9 protein-coding genes are annotated in these 18,721 nt (G+C 40.2%); 2 read left to right on the forward strand and 7 right to left on the reverse strand.

Features of this window, described 5'->3' with window-relative positions:
* Positions 1–54 precede the first annotated feature (54 nt).
* From AC1DYB_RS03035 to AC1DYB_RS03065, 7 genes are all read right to left on the reverse strand, one after another.
* Positions 55–2,244 (reverse strand): glycoside hydrolase family 3 N-terminal domain-containing protein, encoded by a 2,190-nt coding sequence (locus tag AC1DYB_RS03035; protein ID WP_477432309.1) that lies wholly within the window; start codon positions 2,242–2,244, stop codon positions 55–57.
* A gap of 33 nt (positions 2,245–2,277) precedes the next feature.
* The gene (locus AC1DYB_RS03040; RefSeq protein ID WP_477432311.1) at positions 2,278–3,621 is read right to left on the reverse strand and encodes a vanadium-dependent haloperoxidase; all 1,344 of its coding nucleotides are present in this window, start codon (positions 3,619–3,621) and stop codon (positions 2,278–2,280) included.
* Complete coding sequence (locus AC1DYB_RS03045) at positions 3,621–6,935, reverse strand: VCBS repeat-containing protein (RefSeq protein ID WP_477432313.1); 3,315 nt, start codon at positions 6,933–6,935, stop codon at positions 3,621–3,623. Before AC1DYB_RS03045 ends, AC1DYB_RS03040 begins: the two co-directional genes overlap by 1 nt.
* A 119-nt stretch (positions 6,936–7,054) precedes the next feature.
* Positions 7,055–8,641, reverse strand: a complete 1,587-nt coding sequence (locus tag AC1DYB_RS03050; protein WP_477432315.1) for a SusD/RagB family nutrient-binding outer membrane lipoprotein — start codon at positions 8,639–8,641, stop codon at positions 7,055–7,057.
* A gap of 6 nt (positions 8,642–8,647) precedes the next feature.
* A complete protein-coding gene (locus AC1DYB_RS03055) occupies positions 8,648–12,031 on the reverse strand; it encodes a SusC/RagA family TonB-linked outer membrane protein (RefSeq protein ID WP_477432317.1) in 3,384 nt (1,127 codons plus the stop codon).
* Positions 12,032–12,203: 172 nt separating this feature from the next.
* The gene (locus AC1DYB_RS03060; RefSeq protein WP_477432319.1) at positions 12,204–13,295 is read right to left on the reverse strand and encodes a FecR family protein; all 1,092 of its coding nucleotides are present in this window, start codon (positions 13,293–13,295) and stop codon (positions 12,204–12,206) included.
* A gap of 179 nt (positions 13,296–13,474) precedes the next feature.
* The gene (locus AC1DYB_RS03065) at positions 13,475–14,095 is read right to left on the reverse strand and encodes an RNA polymerase sigma-70 factor (protein WP_295721146.1); all 621 of its coding nucleotides are present in this window, start codon (positions 14,093–14,095) and stop codon (positions 13,475–13,477) included.
* A 463-nt stretch (positions 14,096–14,558) separates the two neighbouring features.
* Here AC1DYB_RS03065 and AC1DYB_RS03070 point away from each other — a divergent pair, with 463 nt between their 5' ends.
* Positions 14,559–15,995 carry an alpha-L-fucosidase gene (locus AC1DYB_RS03070; RefSeq protein WP_477432321.1) on the forward strand — a complete coding sequence of 479 codons (1,437 nt, stop codon included), beginning with the start codon at positions 14,559–14,561 and terminating at the stop codon, positions 15,993–15,995.
* A 51-nt stretch (positions 15,996–16,046) separates the two neighbouring features.
* A complete protein-coding gene (locus AC1DYB_RS03075; RefSeq protein ID WP_477432323.1) occupies positions 16,047–18,716 on the forward strand; it encodes a glycoside hydrolase family 2 protein in 2,670 nt (889 codons plus the stop codon).
* The last annotated feature ends 5 nt before the right edge of the window (positions 18,717–18,721 follow it).

The raw sequence follows: 18,721 nt of genomic DNA on the forward strand, positions 1-18,721 counted from the left end.
ATGAACAAAAACGGGCCCTAAAAGGCCCGTTTTGTTTGAAATGATCTTGTTTAATTATTTACCAGTAATCTTAAAGTCGGCTGTTAACTTTTCGTCAGCCGAATTACTACCCAGAATCAGCTTATAATCGCCGGGATAAAGCTTCCAGTTGTGCTTTTGCAAATCCCATTTCTGAAGTTCTTTAACCGGGATTTTTATAGTGACAAGTTGCTCATTCCCTTTGGAAACGGTAACTCTTTTAAATCCCTTCAGTTCTTTTATTGGCATCCTATCCAGGTTTGGATACTTGATATAGGCCTGCACAACCTCGTCTGCATCCATGTTGCCGGTGTTTTTAACCTTAACGGTTATGCTAATACTATCTTTCGCTGTGTATTGTTTTGGCAGCGCTGAAACCGCCTCGTAGCTGAAAGTAGTATAGCTTAAGCCAAAGCCAAAAGGATATTGAACAGGTCCGTTAAAATATCGGTAGGTACGCCCCTTCATGCTATAACTTTCATATTTAGGCAAATCATTAACCGAGTTATAAAACGTAAGCGGCAGGCGACCAGACGGGCTGATTTTACCGAACACAATATCGGCCAGCGCGTTACCGCCTTGTTCGCCGGGGTACCAGGCAAATACAATGGCATCAGCATATGGTGCAATAGCCGAAACATCTACGTCGCTACCTGCGGTAATTACGGCAATGATTGGTTTTTTAACGCCTTTTCTAAGAGCTTTCATGAAGGCTATTTCGCTCGCGGGCAGGCTCAGGTTCTTTTTATCGCCACCAGATTCGGCCAGGAAAGCATCGCCTGCTTCACCTTCCAATACAGGTGATAAACCAATTACAGCAATTGTAACATCAGCATTCCCTGCACCCCAGATGCCACCAAAGTGGGTAGTATCCCTATAATCGCAACCGAGATCATATTCCACACGGGTTGCCGGATCAACTGCCGCTGTGATGCCTTCTACAAAATTAACTACCTTACTGCTCACGCCATGGTAACTGCCTATCATAGCATCTAAAGCTGCAGCGTTTGGCCCCAGTACCATAAAGCTGGAGTATTGACCTGGCTTAAATGGCAATATATTATTGTCGTTTTTTAGCAACACCATACTCTGTTGGGCAACTTTACGCGCCAGTGCTATATGCTGCGCGTTATGGATACTATCTGCACCATATGATTTAAACGGACTTGCAGCCGCGTCATCAAAAAAGCCAAGTTTAAATTGGGTTTTCAGCAGGTGGGTAAGGGCAACGTCAACTTCTTTTTCGGTTAATAATTTTTGCTGCACCGCCTTAACAATGTCATTCTGGAAAATGGACGAGCAATCAAGATCAATACCTGCTTTAATTGCGGCGGCTGCGGTTTCGGTTGCTGTGGGGATGGCTTTATGGGCCAAAAACACATCGTCTAATGCGCCACAATCGGTTACTACGTGGCCTTTAAAGCCCCATTCGTTCCTTAAAATATCCGTAACCAAATTTTTGTTCACGGAGTTTGGTACACCATTAATGCTGTTATAGGCCGTCATTACGGATTCAACCCCTGAGTTAACCAGTGCGTGGAAAGCATACAAGTAAGTTTCCCGCATGTCTTTTTCATCAACTATGGCATCAAACGAATCGCGGGTAGCCTCTGGTCCGCTATGTGCCGCGAAATGTTTTGCAGTAGCCGATGCTTTCAAATAACGGGGATTGGTTCCCTGCATGCCTTTTACAAACGCCGAGCCAATGTGTGCCGTTAAAAACGGATCTTCACCATATGTTTCCTGCCCGCGGCCCCATCTCGGATCGCGGAAAATATTGATATTCGGCGTCCAAAAGGTGAGGCCCATGTATTGCAAATGACGATCCATGGCTGTAGATACATTGTATTTTGCCCTGGCCTCTGTTGATATCACATTAGAAACAGAATCAACCAAACTTTCATTAAAGGTTGCCGCCATACCAATAGCTTGTGGAAATATGGTTGCTTCACCGGCGCGGGCTACACCATGCAGGCCTTCGTTCCACCAATTATAGGCTGGGATGCCCAAACGGGGAACAGCTTTACTCCGGTAACCTAATAAGGAAACTTTTTCTTCTAAGGTTAACTTGGATATCAAATCCTTCGTTCTTGATTCAATCGATTGCGAGGCATCTTTATAAATAACAGTTTTTTGTGCCATAACCGGCAACGATGCCAACAAAAAAGCACTGCCTAAAAAGCAGGCGGCGCTTTTTTTTATTAATTTTTGAGCTGTACAATTCATTCTTTGGTGGATGTTTATGTAGATATAGGAAGATTATTTAGTTTGCGGCAAGATACCAGCTTTTTTTATTTTGACGATAATTCCGGCTGCAACTTCTTTACCTTGTTTGTTCCCTTTTTCAATGCTTTCCATATAATGGATGCCGCCGTAAAACCGGGACATTGATGCCTCGGCTGCCGCCTCGCGGAATGATTTAAAATCGCGCTGGCTGCTGCCGAAGGGGATTTCTGTATTATCGGTATAAGTAAAGTTATCACCCAGTAAATAGGTAAGCAGCTCGGCCGATGCATTGGAGATAACCGCATGGCCGCTGGTATACTCCGGAAATGGAGGGGTTTGCAAAACGGGCTGCCATTTTACATCCATATACCGGTTAATATAAGTTTCGGGGCGGATACGGTTACTGCTGAATTTTTCCTCCCAGCAGCTTATAAATGCATCCATCAAAGTAACACCCTCTAAAGCGGTCACCATTACAGCGTGGTCAAAATCAAGGTGTGCTTGTTTGGTAACCAGGCCCGTTATATGCATCCAATGCCCACCCGGGCTTATTTTTTTATAACCGATAGCCATGTGGCCGGAGGTAGTAATGGCAAATGGGTTACAATCCCAAAACAATGCTATATTAATTTGTTCAGTTGTGAGGTTTTTAGAGACCTGGTAAACTGCCTTTACCTGTTTATAAAATGCCGATGTGGTATCCTTGCTAAAAGGAATTAAAGGCGTTGGTTTATACTGATTGGCCGAATCAATCACCATGGTACGGATAGTGCGCCAGTTTGGCTCAACAGCTTCAAAATAGCCCGGAGGTGTAGGGTACCATTTACTTTCATCCTTTATAGGCGTATACCTTTTAAGTGCGCTAAGCTGGCTGTAATGGTCTGATTTTGAAAAGCCTACCGCAACCTTAGATGCAAGCTCTGCCACTTTAACAGAATTGTCAATTATTTTTTGATCGACCTTAGTTTTTTGAAGCAGCTGAATAAACGCGTCTTCATCATCCTTCAGCATAAAGCCTGATGGCAACATAAGTTTGCCGGTTTCCAGGATGCTGTAATAGGCGGCTATTTTATAATCATATCGGGTTTTGATAGTATCTAAGCTGTTGTTGGGTTTATAATCCTTAATGAATTTTTGCAATTCGGGTATGGTTTTATTGTTGGCGGCAACAATATTGTAAGCACCCAGCATAGTATAGGCATAGTAGCGTGCAGCAACCGGCGGACTAACCACATCATGCACCATCACCATGGTTACGGCGTTCACCGCATGATCTGGCTGCAAATAATCCGGATAATTATTCTTAATGTTTTGAGCATAACACTGCTGAGCAGTTATAGTACAAAACACAATAAATGTTTTTTTTAAGTAATTCATTATTCTTTATAAAATTGAAGCGGCCCATCGCTTATGCCTATCAGCAAGTACGGAGTTTTGTTAACGTTGATCTCTACAGCCGATTTTACATCGCCCATAACCGAAAGCCCGGATGATGACTGATCTATATATATAAAGCCGCCTTTGCCATCGCCTTTAAGCAGGCAGCCATAGTTGGCATCAATACTTCCAATTTTAAGACGATTGTCTGAGTGATTTCCTAACAATAGCAAATCTGTATGCCCATCACGATCAAAATCGCCGGTTATGATCTGGCTCACCGGTGCAAACTGTGCTTCCATTGGTAAAGCGGCAGCAGTAAACTTGCCATTTGTATTGATGAAAAGCGTAGTTTTTATATTATTAATGACCAGCTTTCCGGCTTTGGCCAGGTCATCGGCACTAAAAATTTCATTAATGGTGGCGTCGGCGTACATCTTGTAGGAGTTGAACTTCCTGCGCATGGGGTAAATCTGTTCGTTCAGTTCATCCCTGCTTACAAAAGGGTAGCTTTTGCCCTGGATATAAAAGTTAAAGAAAGGATCAATTGAGCCGTTGTTGTCCAGATCGGTAAAATACATTTCCGCAGGTTCCTTATCAGTTGCCCTGATCTGGGTGTTTAAGCCCAGGTTGCCAGCTATCAAGTCGGGCTTACCATCGCCGTTTACATCGGCGAAGGAAATTTTATTCCAGAATCCTTTTTGAGGGGCATCAAAATAATCACTGGTTTTGTCTATGAATCCGTCTTTGGTATTTATAAAGATAGTTATCGGCATAAATTCACCACATAATACTAGATCTTTGCGGCCGTCATTATTCATATCAATCCATTGTGCATCGGTAACCATTCCAATTTTGTTGAATAGGATAGGCGCGGCTGTGAATTTACCTTTGCCATCATTTACCAACAGATAGCTTTGCGGGGCAACCGGATATTGGCCCGGTATTACCCTGCCACCTACAAAAAGGTCGATATCTCCATCGCCATCAAAATCGCAGGGTTTTACAACAGATTTACTGTTGGCATTAAGCACAGGTAAGGCGGTAGGAGAGAGTACAAATCGCCCGTTACCTTCATTAATATAAAGCTCATCCTGTAAATCGGCAGTATTTGGTTCGTATAACGAATAACCACCTTTTGCAATGTACAGGTCGGGTTTGCCATCGCCATTGGCATCAAAAAATGCCGCTGCCGATGTAGTGCCGATGTTATCAGTATTGCCGCGAATGATATCTTTGGCTATGTATTTGCCCCCTGCCTGTTGCAGAAACAATTTACCCGGACTATCCTTTTCTCCGCTTACAAACAAATCCTCCAGGCCGTCGCCATTTACATCGGCTTTTGCAATAACAGGCGCAGTTTTGGAGTACATGAACAGCATTAATAACTGGCGTTTAAAATCGTTAAGGGTGATCTCTTCGGGTTTAAAATCGATAATAGGCTCCGTATGTTTAAAAACGGTTTTCTTTACAAGAACTCCCTGGTTAAACGACTTTTCTGTTGGTTGATAGTTGATGGTCAATAATTGATTAGCATTCACATCCTTAAGCAACTGCGAAGAGTTATCAGGCCAGATGACGCGTACAGAATCAGCTTTTTTGATATCGCCTAAACCAAAATTTAATGTTGTTGATACACATGAAAGATATCCCCGGTTTGGGTTTACTTCCTGGTACTGTATGTTTTTACCTATGTAAATACTCACCTTGGCGCCAATAGCATTGGTGTTTTTACCGGTGCCTTTTAGTTTTACAGCCAGGTAGGATGTGTTGTTATTATCGCGGCTCATGTTTTGATAAACCGATGCCGGCTGATTGATGTTATTTATAACCAGGTCAAGGTCGCCGTCATTATCCAAATCTACATACACAGCTCCGTTTGAAATATTTTGTTGATTAAGACCCCACTCCACCTGTTTGTTGGTAAAGGTAAGGTCGTGGTTGTTTCTGAAAATGTAATCGGGTACAGATGTTGAGGGCATCGCCATTACCAGGTCCATCAGACTGAACGGTTCGCCGGCCACCGCTTTTTTTATTTTATAATCGCCCCAGTAGCGTAAAAAGTCTTTGTTGGTGTAATCTCTCAAATATCCGTTGGTGATAAATATATCCTTGTATCCATCGTTATCAAAATCGGCAATGAGGGGGCACCAACTCCAATCGGTATTGGAAACGCCGGCTAATTGTGCTATTTCGCTGAATGTGCCGTCGCCATTGTTAAGCTGCAGCATATTGCGCATATATTGTTTATAAAGTCCCTGGTTTTGCATTAGTGCAAAAGACTCATAGTTTTCTTCTAATTGTAATGATTTTTGCCTGTGGTTATCCTCGGGCAACATGTCAAGGGTCATAATATCGGGGAAACCGTCATTATTAAAATCGGCAATATCAACACCCATAGAAAAGTGCGACATGTGCCTGAGCATATCTTTTGATTTTTCGCTAAACGTACCGTCGTGGTTATTGATGTAGATGTAATCAGGTTCGTTATAATCGTTGGTAACGTAAATATCAGGCCAGCCATCTTTATTGATATCGGCAATGGCTACACCCAAGCCAAAGGTGAGTGGATTTTGTACTATGCCGGCTGCTTTTGATACATCGGTAAAATGTCCGTTATCATTTTTAAAAAGTTTATTACTGGCTAAATCATCAGTTTGATTTTTATAACGGGCCAGTTCCATATTATCTATCTTTTTGATGTTATGATTTAGCAGGAACATATCCAGGTCGCCATCATTATCATAATCAAAAAAAACAGCCTGCGTACTATATCCGGGGTCGGCCAGGCCGTAGGCTTTGGCTTCTTCCTTAAATTTGTTATTTCCCTGGTTTATGAATAATTGGTTACTGCGGGTCTCATTATCAGTTTTACCGGAGTAACAAACGTAAATATCTAACAAGCCATCGCCATTAACATCGGCCATGGTAACGCCCGTTTTCCATGAATCTGGCCTGCCACCCAATTCCGGGCAGGCATCACTGGTAATATCCTTAAACTTGAGGTGTCCCAAATTCAAATAAAGCTTATTAGGCTTCATATTCCCGGTGAACATGAGGTCGGGCAAACCATCGTTATTAATATCGCCGACAGCTACGCCACCACCATTGTAAAAATACTCATATGATAAAACGTTAAGCGATTCGGTCTCATTAATATCATTGATGAATTTGATATTGGTTTCTTTACTGTTCAGCAGTTTAAATAAGGATTGCTGGGAGTAGGAGGTAAGAGATGACAAACAAAGTGCCGCAGTTGCTACAGCAACGGGGCTGAACATACCTTTAGGAGAATATAAATTAAAAAGGGACATAAGTACTTTAATAAAAACTCATGGTCGGGGATACGCAATTCTGTGAACAGAATTATATAAAGGTAATAAAACAAACAGGGAGACAATAATGTCTCCCTGTTTGTTAAGGAAATTAAATTTTATTTATCCCAGTAAACACGTGTTATGAATGTGTCGCCACCCATTCTTGCAACAGCGGCAGCAAAATTTGCGGCGTTTGTTGATGATAAAGTAACAGGATAAGCGATTCTTCTTGGAATATCTGTAGCAAACTGATTTGGGTAAGCAACTTTAGTTAAAACAGGGAACCCGGATCTTTTCCAGTTATTCCAGTTTTCGTTAAAGTTGAAAACTGTTGCAGTTTCAACGTAGTACTCCATGTTGATTTGCTGTAGTGCAGTAGCCGGAACCAATGGATGTGTAGCAACATAAGCAGTTATTGCAGCAGCATCAACCGATGTTGTACCAAATTGAGATAAGGTTTGCATGTCTGCAGTTAATGCGTTAGCATAATGAATAGCTGCAGTTCCTGTAGCCCATCCTCTAAATGCGGCCTCTGCTAATAAAAGTTCAGTTTCGCCATAAGTTAACAGGAAGTTATAACGATTACGATCATCATACACTGCAAATTTAGGACGGGAGTATTTACCAACCGGGGCTGGAGAATCATCCTTAACCGACGGATCTGCAGGTGATGTACCAGGATAGCCGGTAGCTTTTGAAATATCAGTTGAGCCACCCTTTAAGTCAAAACCATTAGGCATACCAGTTTGCAAGGCGAAGGTGCTGATACCAACAGCTTTGTTTTCATTAGCTGTTTTGCCAGTGCCTGCAGAAATTTCTGCTATGGCGCTAACACGTGGATCTGCGCTGCTTTTCATAAAGTCAACCAGCGTTTTCCCCCATCTTACTTCTCTAAAGTCATCAGTAACCAATAATGCTGCTGCATCAGAGTTACCGTTGCTGTTGCCATAGTCTGCTTTTACTTTCGCATTATCGGCGATGCCGGCCATTGTACCTCCTGTATATGCTTTTTCGGCATATTTTTGAGCGGTAGCAACATCAACTTTGGTTAAGCGCATAGCAGCACGAAGCATTAATGAGTAACCCAATTTTTTCCATTGTGCAACATTACCACTATAGAAAAGATCACTTGTAGGGCCGGCTTTTGATACATCTAACGCGGTGCATGCTTTATCCAATTGGTCAAGCATAGAAGCGTAGATATCTTTTTGAGCATCAAATACCGGTGTAAATATTCCTGATTTTGCCTGCCCTTCCTGTGAAAATGGCATATCTCCATAAGCATCGGTAACACGCTCAAGCATCAATACGCGTAAAATGGTGCCACAGTTATCAAGGTTGCTATAATCTGCTTTGCCCTTTATCAGATTTTTCATCTCGTCAATAAGAGTAGTTGCGCTGTAACCATTGTTCCAGGTACGGGCTTTATAATCCTGAAAACTACCTGTAGCTACATATTTATCACCATTACCGTAATAATCATAGGTAGATGAAAGCGCTTGCGACCACATACTTTGAAAAAGCAATTGATCATAACCAGTATTTGAAAACTGGATTTGTGCTTGTGCCATTAAAAAGTTTGGATTAAACAAATCAGCATTAACTTTGGTAGGGTTAACGTTAACCTGATCAAAGTTTTTTGAGCAGCTTGCAATAAGCGTAGCCCCGGCAAGCAAACAACTATATATATATCGTTTTTTCATCTTTTGTTATTTTTTAAATTTGAAGTTTAAGTTAAACCCATAAGTCCTAACAGCAGGAACGCTTGTGCCTTCAATACCGGCATAATTTATACCGGGAGCAAAATTTGATTCAGGATCGATATTGTCGGTATGCTTCATGATAGTCCATAAATTTCTGGCTACCAATGAGAAGGTAATTGAGCTAAGCGGTGTATTTGCCAAATAGTTTTTACCAAATGTATAGCCGAAGGTTATTTGACGAAGCTTAATAAAGCTGCCATCAAGCACGTTTAATGCTGATACACCACGAGCTAAAGCCTGGTAATAGGTTTCGGCAGGTACATTTACTGTATTTGTTGCACCAGTTGCAGTAACACCTTGACCAACTACACCGGTTTCACGGCCTTCAAGCGTCATTTTATTTAAACCACGGAAGATGCTGTAGTAATTAGTTGCAGAAAGTACTTTGTTGCCAAAACGGTAATCAACAAGGAAACCAAGATTGAAGTTTTTGTAGTTGAAATCGTTGTTTAAACCACCATAAAATTTAGGGATAACACTACCCATCGGGATGCGTGCAGTAGCTGTTGGGATACCGTTTGCATCAAAAATGATCTTTCCGCTGGCATCGCGGGCGTAATCATTTGCTAATATTTGCGGACCTGCCAAGCCTTTAACAAACGCTGTAGTAGCGTTTAATGGACGGTATGTACCTAAGCCAATATTTGCACCACTTTTATCTGTTTCTAAAACTTTATTTTTTACGTAGGTAAAGTTAAATGAAGGAGACCAGCTAAAGTCGCTTGTTTTAAAAGGTGTACCATGTAACTCAACCTCAATACCTTTATTTTGTACAGAAGCAGTAGCTGCATAGGCATTTGTGTAACCTGTTGACCAGTCGATGCTGCCATTAACTATTTCATTCTTTGTTTTGCGATCGAAATAAGCTACATCTAACCCGAACCGATCATTGAAAAACTTCATTTCAGTTCCAATTTCAAGCTCTGTCAGGGTATAAGGTTTTAACAAAAGGTTTGCTAACTGAGAGCTAAAACCACCGGCGTTTACACCGTTGATAGAGTTGTTAACGCTATAATAGATTTGGTTGGCATATGGATCTGCACCCGCGCTTGTTTTTGCGTACGCAACACGAAGTTTTCCAAAATCAAGACCATTGATATGTGCAAGGTCAGAGAAGATAAAGCTTGCAGAAACAGATGGTGTAAAGATACCCGGACCCAGGTCTTTTCCGATACTGCTATAGTAGTCATAACGGCCGGTTGTACCTATTACTAAGAAATCTTTAATAGCAAAATCAGCTGTGTAATATGCTGAATGTACTTCAAGTTTTTTAGGGTCAAGATTGCCGCTGTTCCTGGTTGGAAGGTTTGATAAATCGTAAAAATAAGGGATAATAAAGTTACTACCACCGATAGTAGTACCTGAATAGTCATTTTTACGCACGTTACCACCGAATGAAAGATCAAGATTCAATAAGTCTTTCACCAGGTCGTGTTTTGCCCCAAATAACACGTCTGCGTTGAATTCTGTAGTTTGAGACGTTTGGGTATTCATGTTACCATTACCACCAACATAAGCAGTACCTGTTGGTTCGATATTTAACCTGTTATCGTTAATTTTATCATAACCAATACGACCTTGCGCATAAGCCCATGGTGTAATAGCGTATCTTGCTGATATAGATGATATTAAGCGCTCTCTTTTGGTGTTGTTTATGAATTTGTAAGCCGCAAAGTAAGGGTTGGTTACATAAATATCATTGGTGAATGATGTTTCTTTACCGGCCGAGTTATAACCTGGCGCTAAAATGCTTTGAGCTTCGTTTGGAGCAAGGAACTGAACGTTGTTTGGGTTACCCGGGCCATCACTTAAACCAGAGCGGTTTTTTGCGTTGTCTATAACATAATTGGCAACCAGGTTTATATCCAGATTTTTTATAACAGTTTGTGATCCGTTAAAGTTAAAGCTTTTCCTGTTTAAACCGCTATTAGGTGTAATAGCATGGTTATTGAAATCTGATAAGGATAAACGGAAAGCTCCACTTTCACCACCACCTGTTAACGATACAGTATTGGTAAAGGTACCACCGGTTTTATAAAATTTAGCGTAGTTATCACTTGTTTTTGAATATGCATAGTTTTTACCATCAAATTGTATTACTGATGAGCCATCAAGCTTTGCGCCCCACGCAAGGTTACCTGAACTTAATGCACCAGCAACAGTTGTTGGTTTAACACCATTTTCTCCCTGGCCATATGCAGTTTGAAAATCGGTGTTATCATATACCTTATCCATCTGGTAATTGGTATTGTATTCAACACCAAAGCCCGAATTTTTCTTGCCTGATTTGGTGGTGATCAAAATTACACCGCCTGTTGCACGTGTACCATAAAGTGCGGATGCCGACTGACCTTTTAAAACGGTCATTGTTTCGATATCATCGGGGTTAATATTGGCAATACCGTCTCCATAATCAGCACCTCCCCATTCGCCCGATTGGCCTCTTTGGGTGTTATCCATTGGTACTCCATTAATTACAAACAAAGGTCCTTGAGTAGTTCCTGTGCTGGTTACACCACGTAATAAAATACGCGCTGAAGAACCCGCGCCACCATTGGCACCGCTTATACTTAAGCCTGCAACACGGCCCTCTAATGACATGGCAACGTTTGACTCTTTTGCCTTATCCATTACGCTACCGTTAACTGTAGTAACAGCGTAACCTAATTTTTTTGAATCCTTTTTAATACCTAACGCAGTTACTACCACTTCGCTTAAGCTTTTGGCAGACACGGTTAATTTAATAGAAAATTCTTTTTTGCCCGCAACCGCTACTTCCTGGGTTTCGTAACCTAAGAACGAAAATACCAGTATAGCATTATCAGGAGCATTTACAGAGAAATTACCATTTGCATCAGTAATAGTGCCGGTTGTAGTGCCTTTTACCCTTACTGAAACGCCAGGAGCCGGAGTGCCATTTTCGTCAACAACCTTACCATGAATAATAGCTGCATTTATGATCTCATTTTTTTGAGAGATAACGATCAGGTTATTTTCCAATTGGGTGTATGTGAAATCAGAATTAGCCAACAGCTTGTTCAATACCGAAGTAACCTCTTCGTTTTGTACGTTAAGCGTGATCTTTTTTGTTGACGGGATCTTACGCTCGCTGAAAACGAAGTGGTAGTTGGTTTGCTTTTGAATGGCGGAGATAACTTTGTTAAAATCTACCGATTTTACATTAAAGGTGACTTTTTGTTGTGAGTATACTTTCGCCATGGTTTGCAGGCTAAAGAACACTGTTAAAATAAATGTCAATTTCATTATTAATATGGACTTAAATAGCCAATAGTTATCTCTTACACCCTTGGGGTGTTTAAAATATTTCATACTTTTACTTAATTAAAGGTGACTTGATTAAATGGCAATGTTCTGTTCGAGAGAGCATTGCATGATTAACTAACAGATCTTCATCTTCACGGGGGTTACCATTGGTAATTCCCGTTTTTTGGGTATGTAAAGGTTACTTTATTTCATAGGCTTATTTAATTCAGTAGTTAGGTTAATAAATATATACGGTTTCATTTTTGTACTTATAGGAAAATGATTCAATCAATTGCAAAGCGCTTAGCGCTTGTGTAACGCTTTCTTTTTCAAAAACACCGGTAAAATGAAAGTCTTTCGCGGCTGAGTTTTTAAATTTCACTTTTATACCATACCAGCGTTCCATTTTGTTTGCTAATTCATTAAAGTCTTCGTCTTTAAAAACAAGCCTGTTATTTACCCAGGAGGTTTCAACAACTGTAGTATCGTTTGATCGCAGATAGGTAAGATTAGTTAAAGCATAGCTGGTTTTGGCTGTATCGGGAGTTTGGGCTACTAAATTTCTATTTATAATGTGTTTTTTAAAGGTGGTACTTTTTAAAATCAGCTTTTCATTTGGTTTTAAAATGATGCGGTCAGATGGTCTGTCGGCCAGGGTTACTTCAATAGCACCTCTAATGAGGGTGGTTTCGCTTGTTAAATCATTTTTATATGATTTAACGTTGAAGGCTGTCCCTAAAACTTTGATACTCATATTGCCCGCGTGTACTATAAACGGATGACGATGATCCTTGGCCACGTCAAAAAAGGCTTCACCATTAAGGTAAACCTCGCGGGTTGATCCTTTAAATGTAGGGGGATATTTCAATGTCGTTTCTGAGTTTAAAGTAACAATTGAACCATCGCTTAAATAGATCTTCGACTTAACGCGGCTCGGCGTTTTTTTTTGTTGCAAATCGGCAACTCTAAGATCCTTTAAATTATAACCCCAAAAATTGTACGCAGCGAATATGCAAACACCTGCAATAAGAATTGCCGCGATGCTACGTATCACTATCCGACTGCTTTTATAACTATTTGCAATCACTCCGGTTTCAGTTTCTTCGGTATCTTTTTCCGGAACTTCAATTTTGCTCCTGATCCGTTGAAACATTAATTCGGTATTTGAATATTGTTCCTCGTTTTTAACCCAATAAATTTTAAAAAAATTATTTTGCTGCCTGCAAGCCTCGTCGTTCGCGATCAGGAAACTGAATTCTTCTAATTCTCCTGCATCGATCTCGTCCGAGAGTTTTTTTGCGAGCAGTTCAATAAATCTTTCGTTAACCATTTAATTGCGTAAGCGGGCTTGTTTTAAGATAGGACAATACTTTTTTAAAAATTGCCTACAAGCTTTTAAAAAAAAATTAAAAAGAATTTTTATAAAAACAGAAAGGCTATGATTTGGCTGTCGGAAGAGCTTTTTTTAAAATTACCTGTAAGCTTTAAAAAAAAATTTAAAAAGAATGACTATAACAACGGAAGCCCTATGATGTGGTGACCAGAAGAAGCCCTTTCAGACGATTTTGATGCTAACTGATGCCCCGAAAGTATGATGCTCAGTTTTTTCATTGATCTGAAAAGTTGGGTTTGAACAGTACGGGGAGATATGTTTAAAATTTCGGCAACTTCTTTGTACTTCATGCCATCCTCTTTAATGAGTTTGAAAATTATACAAGCTTGCTGCGGTAAGGATCCAATAGCTTTATCTAATAAAAAGTGAAGTTCTTTGCGTTCCAGTTCCTTTTCGGGGTCAAAGGTGTTTACAAACTCAATTTCGTCCGAAGCTTCTATCTGTACAAGATGGATATTGGAGAATTTTTTAAGGTAATTGAATGATTGATTTTTTACCGCTACAAATAAGTAGGTTTCCGGATTAGCAATTTCGGTAAGATTTTTACGCGATTCCCAGCATTTAATAAATACATCGGATACAATCTCTTCTGCTGCCTCCTTTTGGCGGATGTAAAACACACAAAACTTTATAAGCCGGGTATTCAGCGCGTGGAACAGTAATTCAAATGCTTTGATATCGTCATCAAAACAAACTTGTTTCCATAAATCCGGAGTATCAGTTTTAGAGATTTTCAATAGCAAGTCAGTTATGTGTTTTCAGAACAGTTATTATGACGCAATGTAATAATTTGATAACAAAAAGAAGCATTTATTTTAATTTCGACAAGCAATTAATGAAAAATTCATTCTTCTCGAAATTTATTTACTTAGTGTGTAGGCAAATTGAATAAAAAAGTTGTCAATAGGGTGTTTAGATGCCATATTTAGCTATTTTAAAATGTAAAAATGACATTTTATATCTCAATTTATACTAAAATAGTAGGGTAAGTATAGTGTATGTATACTATTTTAGCATTTTAAATTTCAAACTCATCATTGTATTGTATACACTAAGTGCTGTTTTTGATGGATTATTACGCATTAAAAAGCATATAAAATGTTCGGATTTTATCCTTTCATTTACGAATTTTATCCAGAAGATTTTATTATGGCGGTTTAATTGGTTACCTATATAAAGAAACAAAAAATACAATTATAAATGAAAAAAATCCTTGTTTTTCTCGCATTCCTTTTGCCACTAAATAATCTGATGGCACAACAACATAATATGTCAAAGGATTATGTAATACCCCAAGACTCATTGGTTCAAAAGAAACTGCATAAATGGCAGGGACTAAAATTTGGATTATTTATGCACTGGGGTACTTACAGCCAGTGGGGGGTTGTTGAAAGCTGGAGTATTTGCCCCGAAGATGAGGGGTGGACACAACGCCGTGGCCCTTATGGCGGCGATTACTATAATTACAAAAAGGCTTATGAAAATCTGCAAACCACTTTTAATCCTACAAATTTTAATCCCGAAAAGTGGGTTGCTGCTGCAAAATATGCGGGGATGAAGTATGTAGTTTTTACTACCAAGCACCACGATGGTTTTTGCATGTTTGATACCAAACAAACCGATTATAAAATTACCAGCTCAAAAACGCCTTTCTCGGCCAACCCCAGGAGTAACGTAGCTAAGGAGGTATTTAACGCTTTTAGCAAGGAGAATTTTATGATTGGAGCTTACTTCTCAAAACCAGACTGGCATACAGAAAATTATTGGTGGCCATACTTCCCGCCTAAGGATAGAAACGTAAATTATGATCCTGCTAAATATCCAGAGCGCTGGCAAAAATTTAAGGATTTTACCTTTAACCAGATCCAGGAGCTTATGACAGGTTATGGAAAGGTAGATATTTTGTGGCTTGATGGCGGCTGGGTTAGGCCAAAGAATACAATAGATGCAGACGTGGATTGGCAGCGTACTATTCCGTATGACCAGGATATTGATATGGCAAAAATAGCCGCGGCGGCAAGAATAAAACAGCCAGGTTTAATAGTGGTTGATCGTACTGTTGCCGGGCAATATGAAAATTATACTACGCCAGAGCAACAGGTGCCGGATGCGCCTTTGGATCATCCCTGGGAAAGTTGTATTACCATGGGTAATTCATGGAGCTATGTGCCCGGTGATCATTATAAATCTGCCAATGAAATAATAACTTTATTGGTGAAAATTGTATCCCGCGGTGGTAACCTTTTAATGAATATAGGTCCCGGACCTGATGGTGATTGGGACCCTGCTGCTTATAGCCGCCTAAAACAAATTGGCGACTGGATTAAAATTAACGGTGAGGGCATTTATAATTCTAACGCGATAGCACCTTACTCCGAAGGAAATATATATTATACCAAGGCTGGCAAAAGCATATATGCATTTGTTTTGGCCGAAAAGGACAAGGACGCGGTTGTTTTGCCTTCAAATATCTCATTACATCTAAAGGATGCTGATAAAATAAAAAAAATAAGTTTGCTGGGTATCAGCAAAAAACTGAAATGGACAGTGGCCGAAGGTGTAATTAAAATAAATATACCCGCATCTTTACAAACACAAAACGGTTTGGCGCATGCCGCCGTATTTAAAATTCAGTAATTATCAACTTATATATTCACTATACATATAACACATCTATAATTAAATAAAATGCCCCAACTATTAATATTCAGGCCCGCTAAATTATTTTGTACGCTCATCTTATTTTTAATCGCAACCAATATATATGCGCAAAGCAGCTATGAGCTCAACTCAGGCTGGATGTGTGCACCTATAAGCAGCGTAAAGGATAACGGATTAGTACTATCAACAACAGCATTCAATAACAGCAGTTGGATGCCGGCTACAGTGCCGGGCACTGTTTTAACTACGCTGTTAAACAATCAAAAAATACCCGACCCGTTTTGGGGCATGAATAATGAGCACATACTTGATATTTACAATACCGGGGCAGATTACTATACTTATTGGTTCACCAAAGATTTTAAAGACGTACCGGCGCTAAATGGTGGCCAGGTTTACCTCAATTTTAGAGGTATAAACTATAGCTGTGATATTTATTTGAATGGACACAAACTAAATAAAACCATTCAAAAAGGAATGTTTTTAAGGTTTACCTATAATATAACATCCTTTTTAGCCAAAAATGGCAACAATCGTTTAGCCGTATTAGTGCACCCGCCTGATGTATTAGGTAACCCGAATGGCGGTCAGGGTGGTGATGGTACCATCGCCAGGAATGTTGGGTTGCAATATACAGCAGGCTGGGATTGGATTCAGCCGATGAGAGATAGAAATACCGGGATATGGGATAAGGTTACCATCCAAAAAACCGGCGCAGTGCGCATTACCGATGAACATGTTATTACATTGGTTCCGGGAGTAAGGCTTCCTGAAGGTGCCCAACAGCCTGCAGTTATTAAAGTATCGGCCGCATTAAGTAACCCTACAACAGCACCCGTTAGCGGTACTTTAAGTTTTGAGCTGGGTGGTAAAGTAATTTCAAAAAGCATCAGTCTGAAACCAAATTCAACTGCTGATGTAAGTTTTAATGATTACAGTTTGCCTAACCCTAAACTATGGTGGCCAAATGGTTACGGACCGCAAAATTTGTATGATTTTAAGTTGAAGTTTGCGGTTAATGGCAAAGTGATATCTGATCAGCATTTGCTTAAAATAGGGGTAAGGCAATTAACCAGCGAGTATAATGAGCATACTGGCAGCAGGCAGATAGCGGTTAATGGTCAACGGATATTTATAAAGGGGGGCAACTGGGTTATATCTGATGCCATGCTACGCTTGTCGGATATGCGTTATGATGCCGAAGTTCGTTTTCATCGGGACATGAACCTAAACCTGATCAGGGTTTGGGGAGGCGCGATGATTGAACGACCTGAGTTTTACGAAGCCTGTGATAAATACGGTATGCTGGTTTTCCAGGATTTGTGGGGATCTGGCGATTGCAACGGTCGTTGGCAGGATCCTCAGAAACTTGATGATCAATGGACACGCCGTAAATACCCGGATGATCATGGCTTGTTCCTGCGTTCGGCAGTTGACCAGATAAAGATGGTGCGTAATTATGCATCGCTGGCTATATGGTGCGGTGGCAATGAAATTACTCCGCCCGAGGATATCCTTACTGCTTTACGGGATACCATTTTGCCTAAGCTTGATAATACCCGCTGGTTTGTTGATTATTCTAATTCAGATAGCATGTCGCACAATGTGCTGGGTGGTAATGGCGATGGGCCTTACGGTATTCAGCCTTTATCGGTGTTTTGGGAGTACAAAACTTTTCCTTTTAATTCAGAGGTAGGTTCTGTTGGTGTAGGCGATTATGAATCATTGAAAAGATTTATTCCAACGGCTAACATGGTTCCGCCGGTTTATGATGAAGATACACACAAAAACAAAGTAGACAGTGTTTGGGATTACCATAAATACATTGGTTATGATACCAGCATCAATAAATATGGCAAAGCTAAAAGCGCTGCCGATTTTGCTATGAAAGCACAACTGGTAAATTATGATCAGTACCGCGGTCTTGCTGAGGGCTTCACCTCGCATATGTGGGATTGGTATACCGGTTTTATCATCTGGAAAACCCAAAATCCATGGACAGCCATGCGCGGGCAGATGTATGATTATTACCTTGACCCTAACGCCTGCCTGTATGGTTTACACAATGGCAGCGCGCCATTCCATATTATGTACAACCCGGTTAATGGCAATATAATGGTAGCCAACAATACCTTTAAAGCCCGGCGCAGTATGATGATGGTGGTAAAAACCTATGATATGCAAGGTAAAGAGAATCTGCTGACCCAGGTTTTTGCTGATATAAATGCCAATACGGTTAAAAAATACTTCTCTGTTAAGGGATCTGTTGATAAGCTTGCCGCCAAAGAGGGCGTTTTTCTGTCATTACAGTTATTGGATGAGGATAAGAAAGTTATAACGGATAATACTTACTGGATTCCGGATAGTAAAGGCGCGTTTTCTGGTTTGCAAAAAATGAAAACTGAAGAATTATCCGTTAAAGCAAAATATTTAAAACCAGGTAGGGTAGAAGTTACGTTAGTTAATAAACAGAATAGTGTACTTGCTTTTTTTAACAGAGTTTCATTAGTGGATGCGGACAGTAAAGCAAGGATTTTGCCAGCATTTTACAGTGATAACTATATTACAGTTTTACCGGGAGAAGAAAAAAAGGTAATAGTTGAATACAATGCCGCCGCAAATAATAAAAAATTGGTGGTGAGTGTTGACGGTTGGAATGATGGAAATAGTCCCCAAACGATAAGTATTGATCAATAAAAGTA

It is taken from the genome of Mucilaginibacter sp. P2_A4, assembly GCF_056405015.1.

Bases quoted from the DNA above. Each gene is read 5' to 3' on its own strand.
- AC1DYB_RS03035 (WP_477432309.1), bottom strand. From the start codon at position 2,244: ATGAATTGTACAGCTCAAAAATTAATAAAAAAAAGCGCCGCCTGCTTT.
- AC1DYB_RS03040 (WP_477432311.1), bottom strand. From the start codon at position 3,621: ATGAATTACTTAAAAAAAACATTTATTGTGTTTTGTACTATAACTGCT.
- AC1DYB_RS03045 (WP_477432313.1), bottom strand. From the start codon at position 6,935: ATGTCCCTTTTTAATTTATATTCTCCTAAAGGTATGTTCAGCCCCGTT.
- AC1DYB_RS03050 (WP_477432315.1), bottom strand. From the start codon at position 8,641: ATGAAAAAACGATATATATATAGTTGTTTGCTTGCCGGGGCTACGCTT.
- AC1DYB_RS03055 (WP_477432317.1), bottom strand. From the start codon at position 12,031: ATGAAATATTTTAAACACCCCAAGGGTGTAAGAGATAACTATTGGCTA.
- AC1DYB_RS03060 (WP_477432319.1), bottom strand. From the start codon at position 13,295: ATGGTTAACGAAAGATTTATTGAACTGCTCGCAAAAAAACTCTCGGAC.
- AC1DYB_RS03070 (WP_477432321.1), top strand. From the start codon at position 14,559: ATGAAAAAAATCCTTGTTTTTCTCGCATTCCTTTTGCCACTAAATAAT.
- AC1DYB_RS03075 (WP_477432323.1), top strand. From the start codon at position 16,047: ATGCCCCAACTATTAATATTCAGGCCCGCTAAATTATTTTGTACGCTC.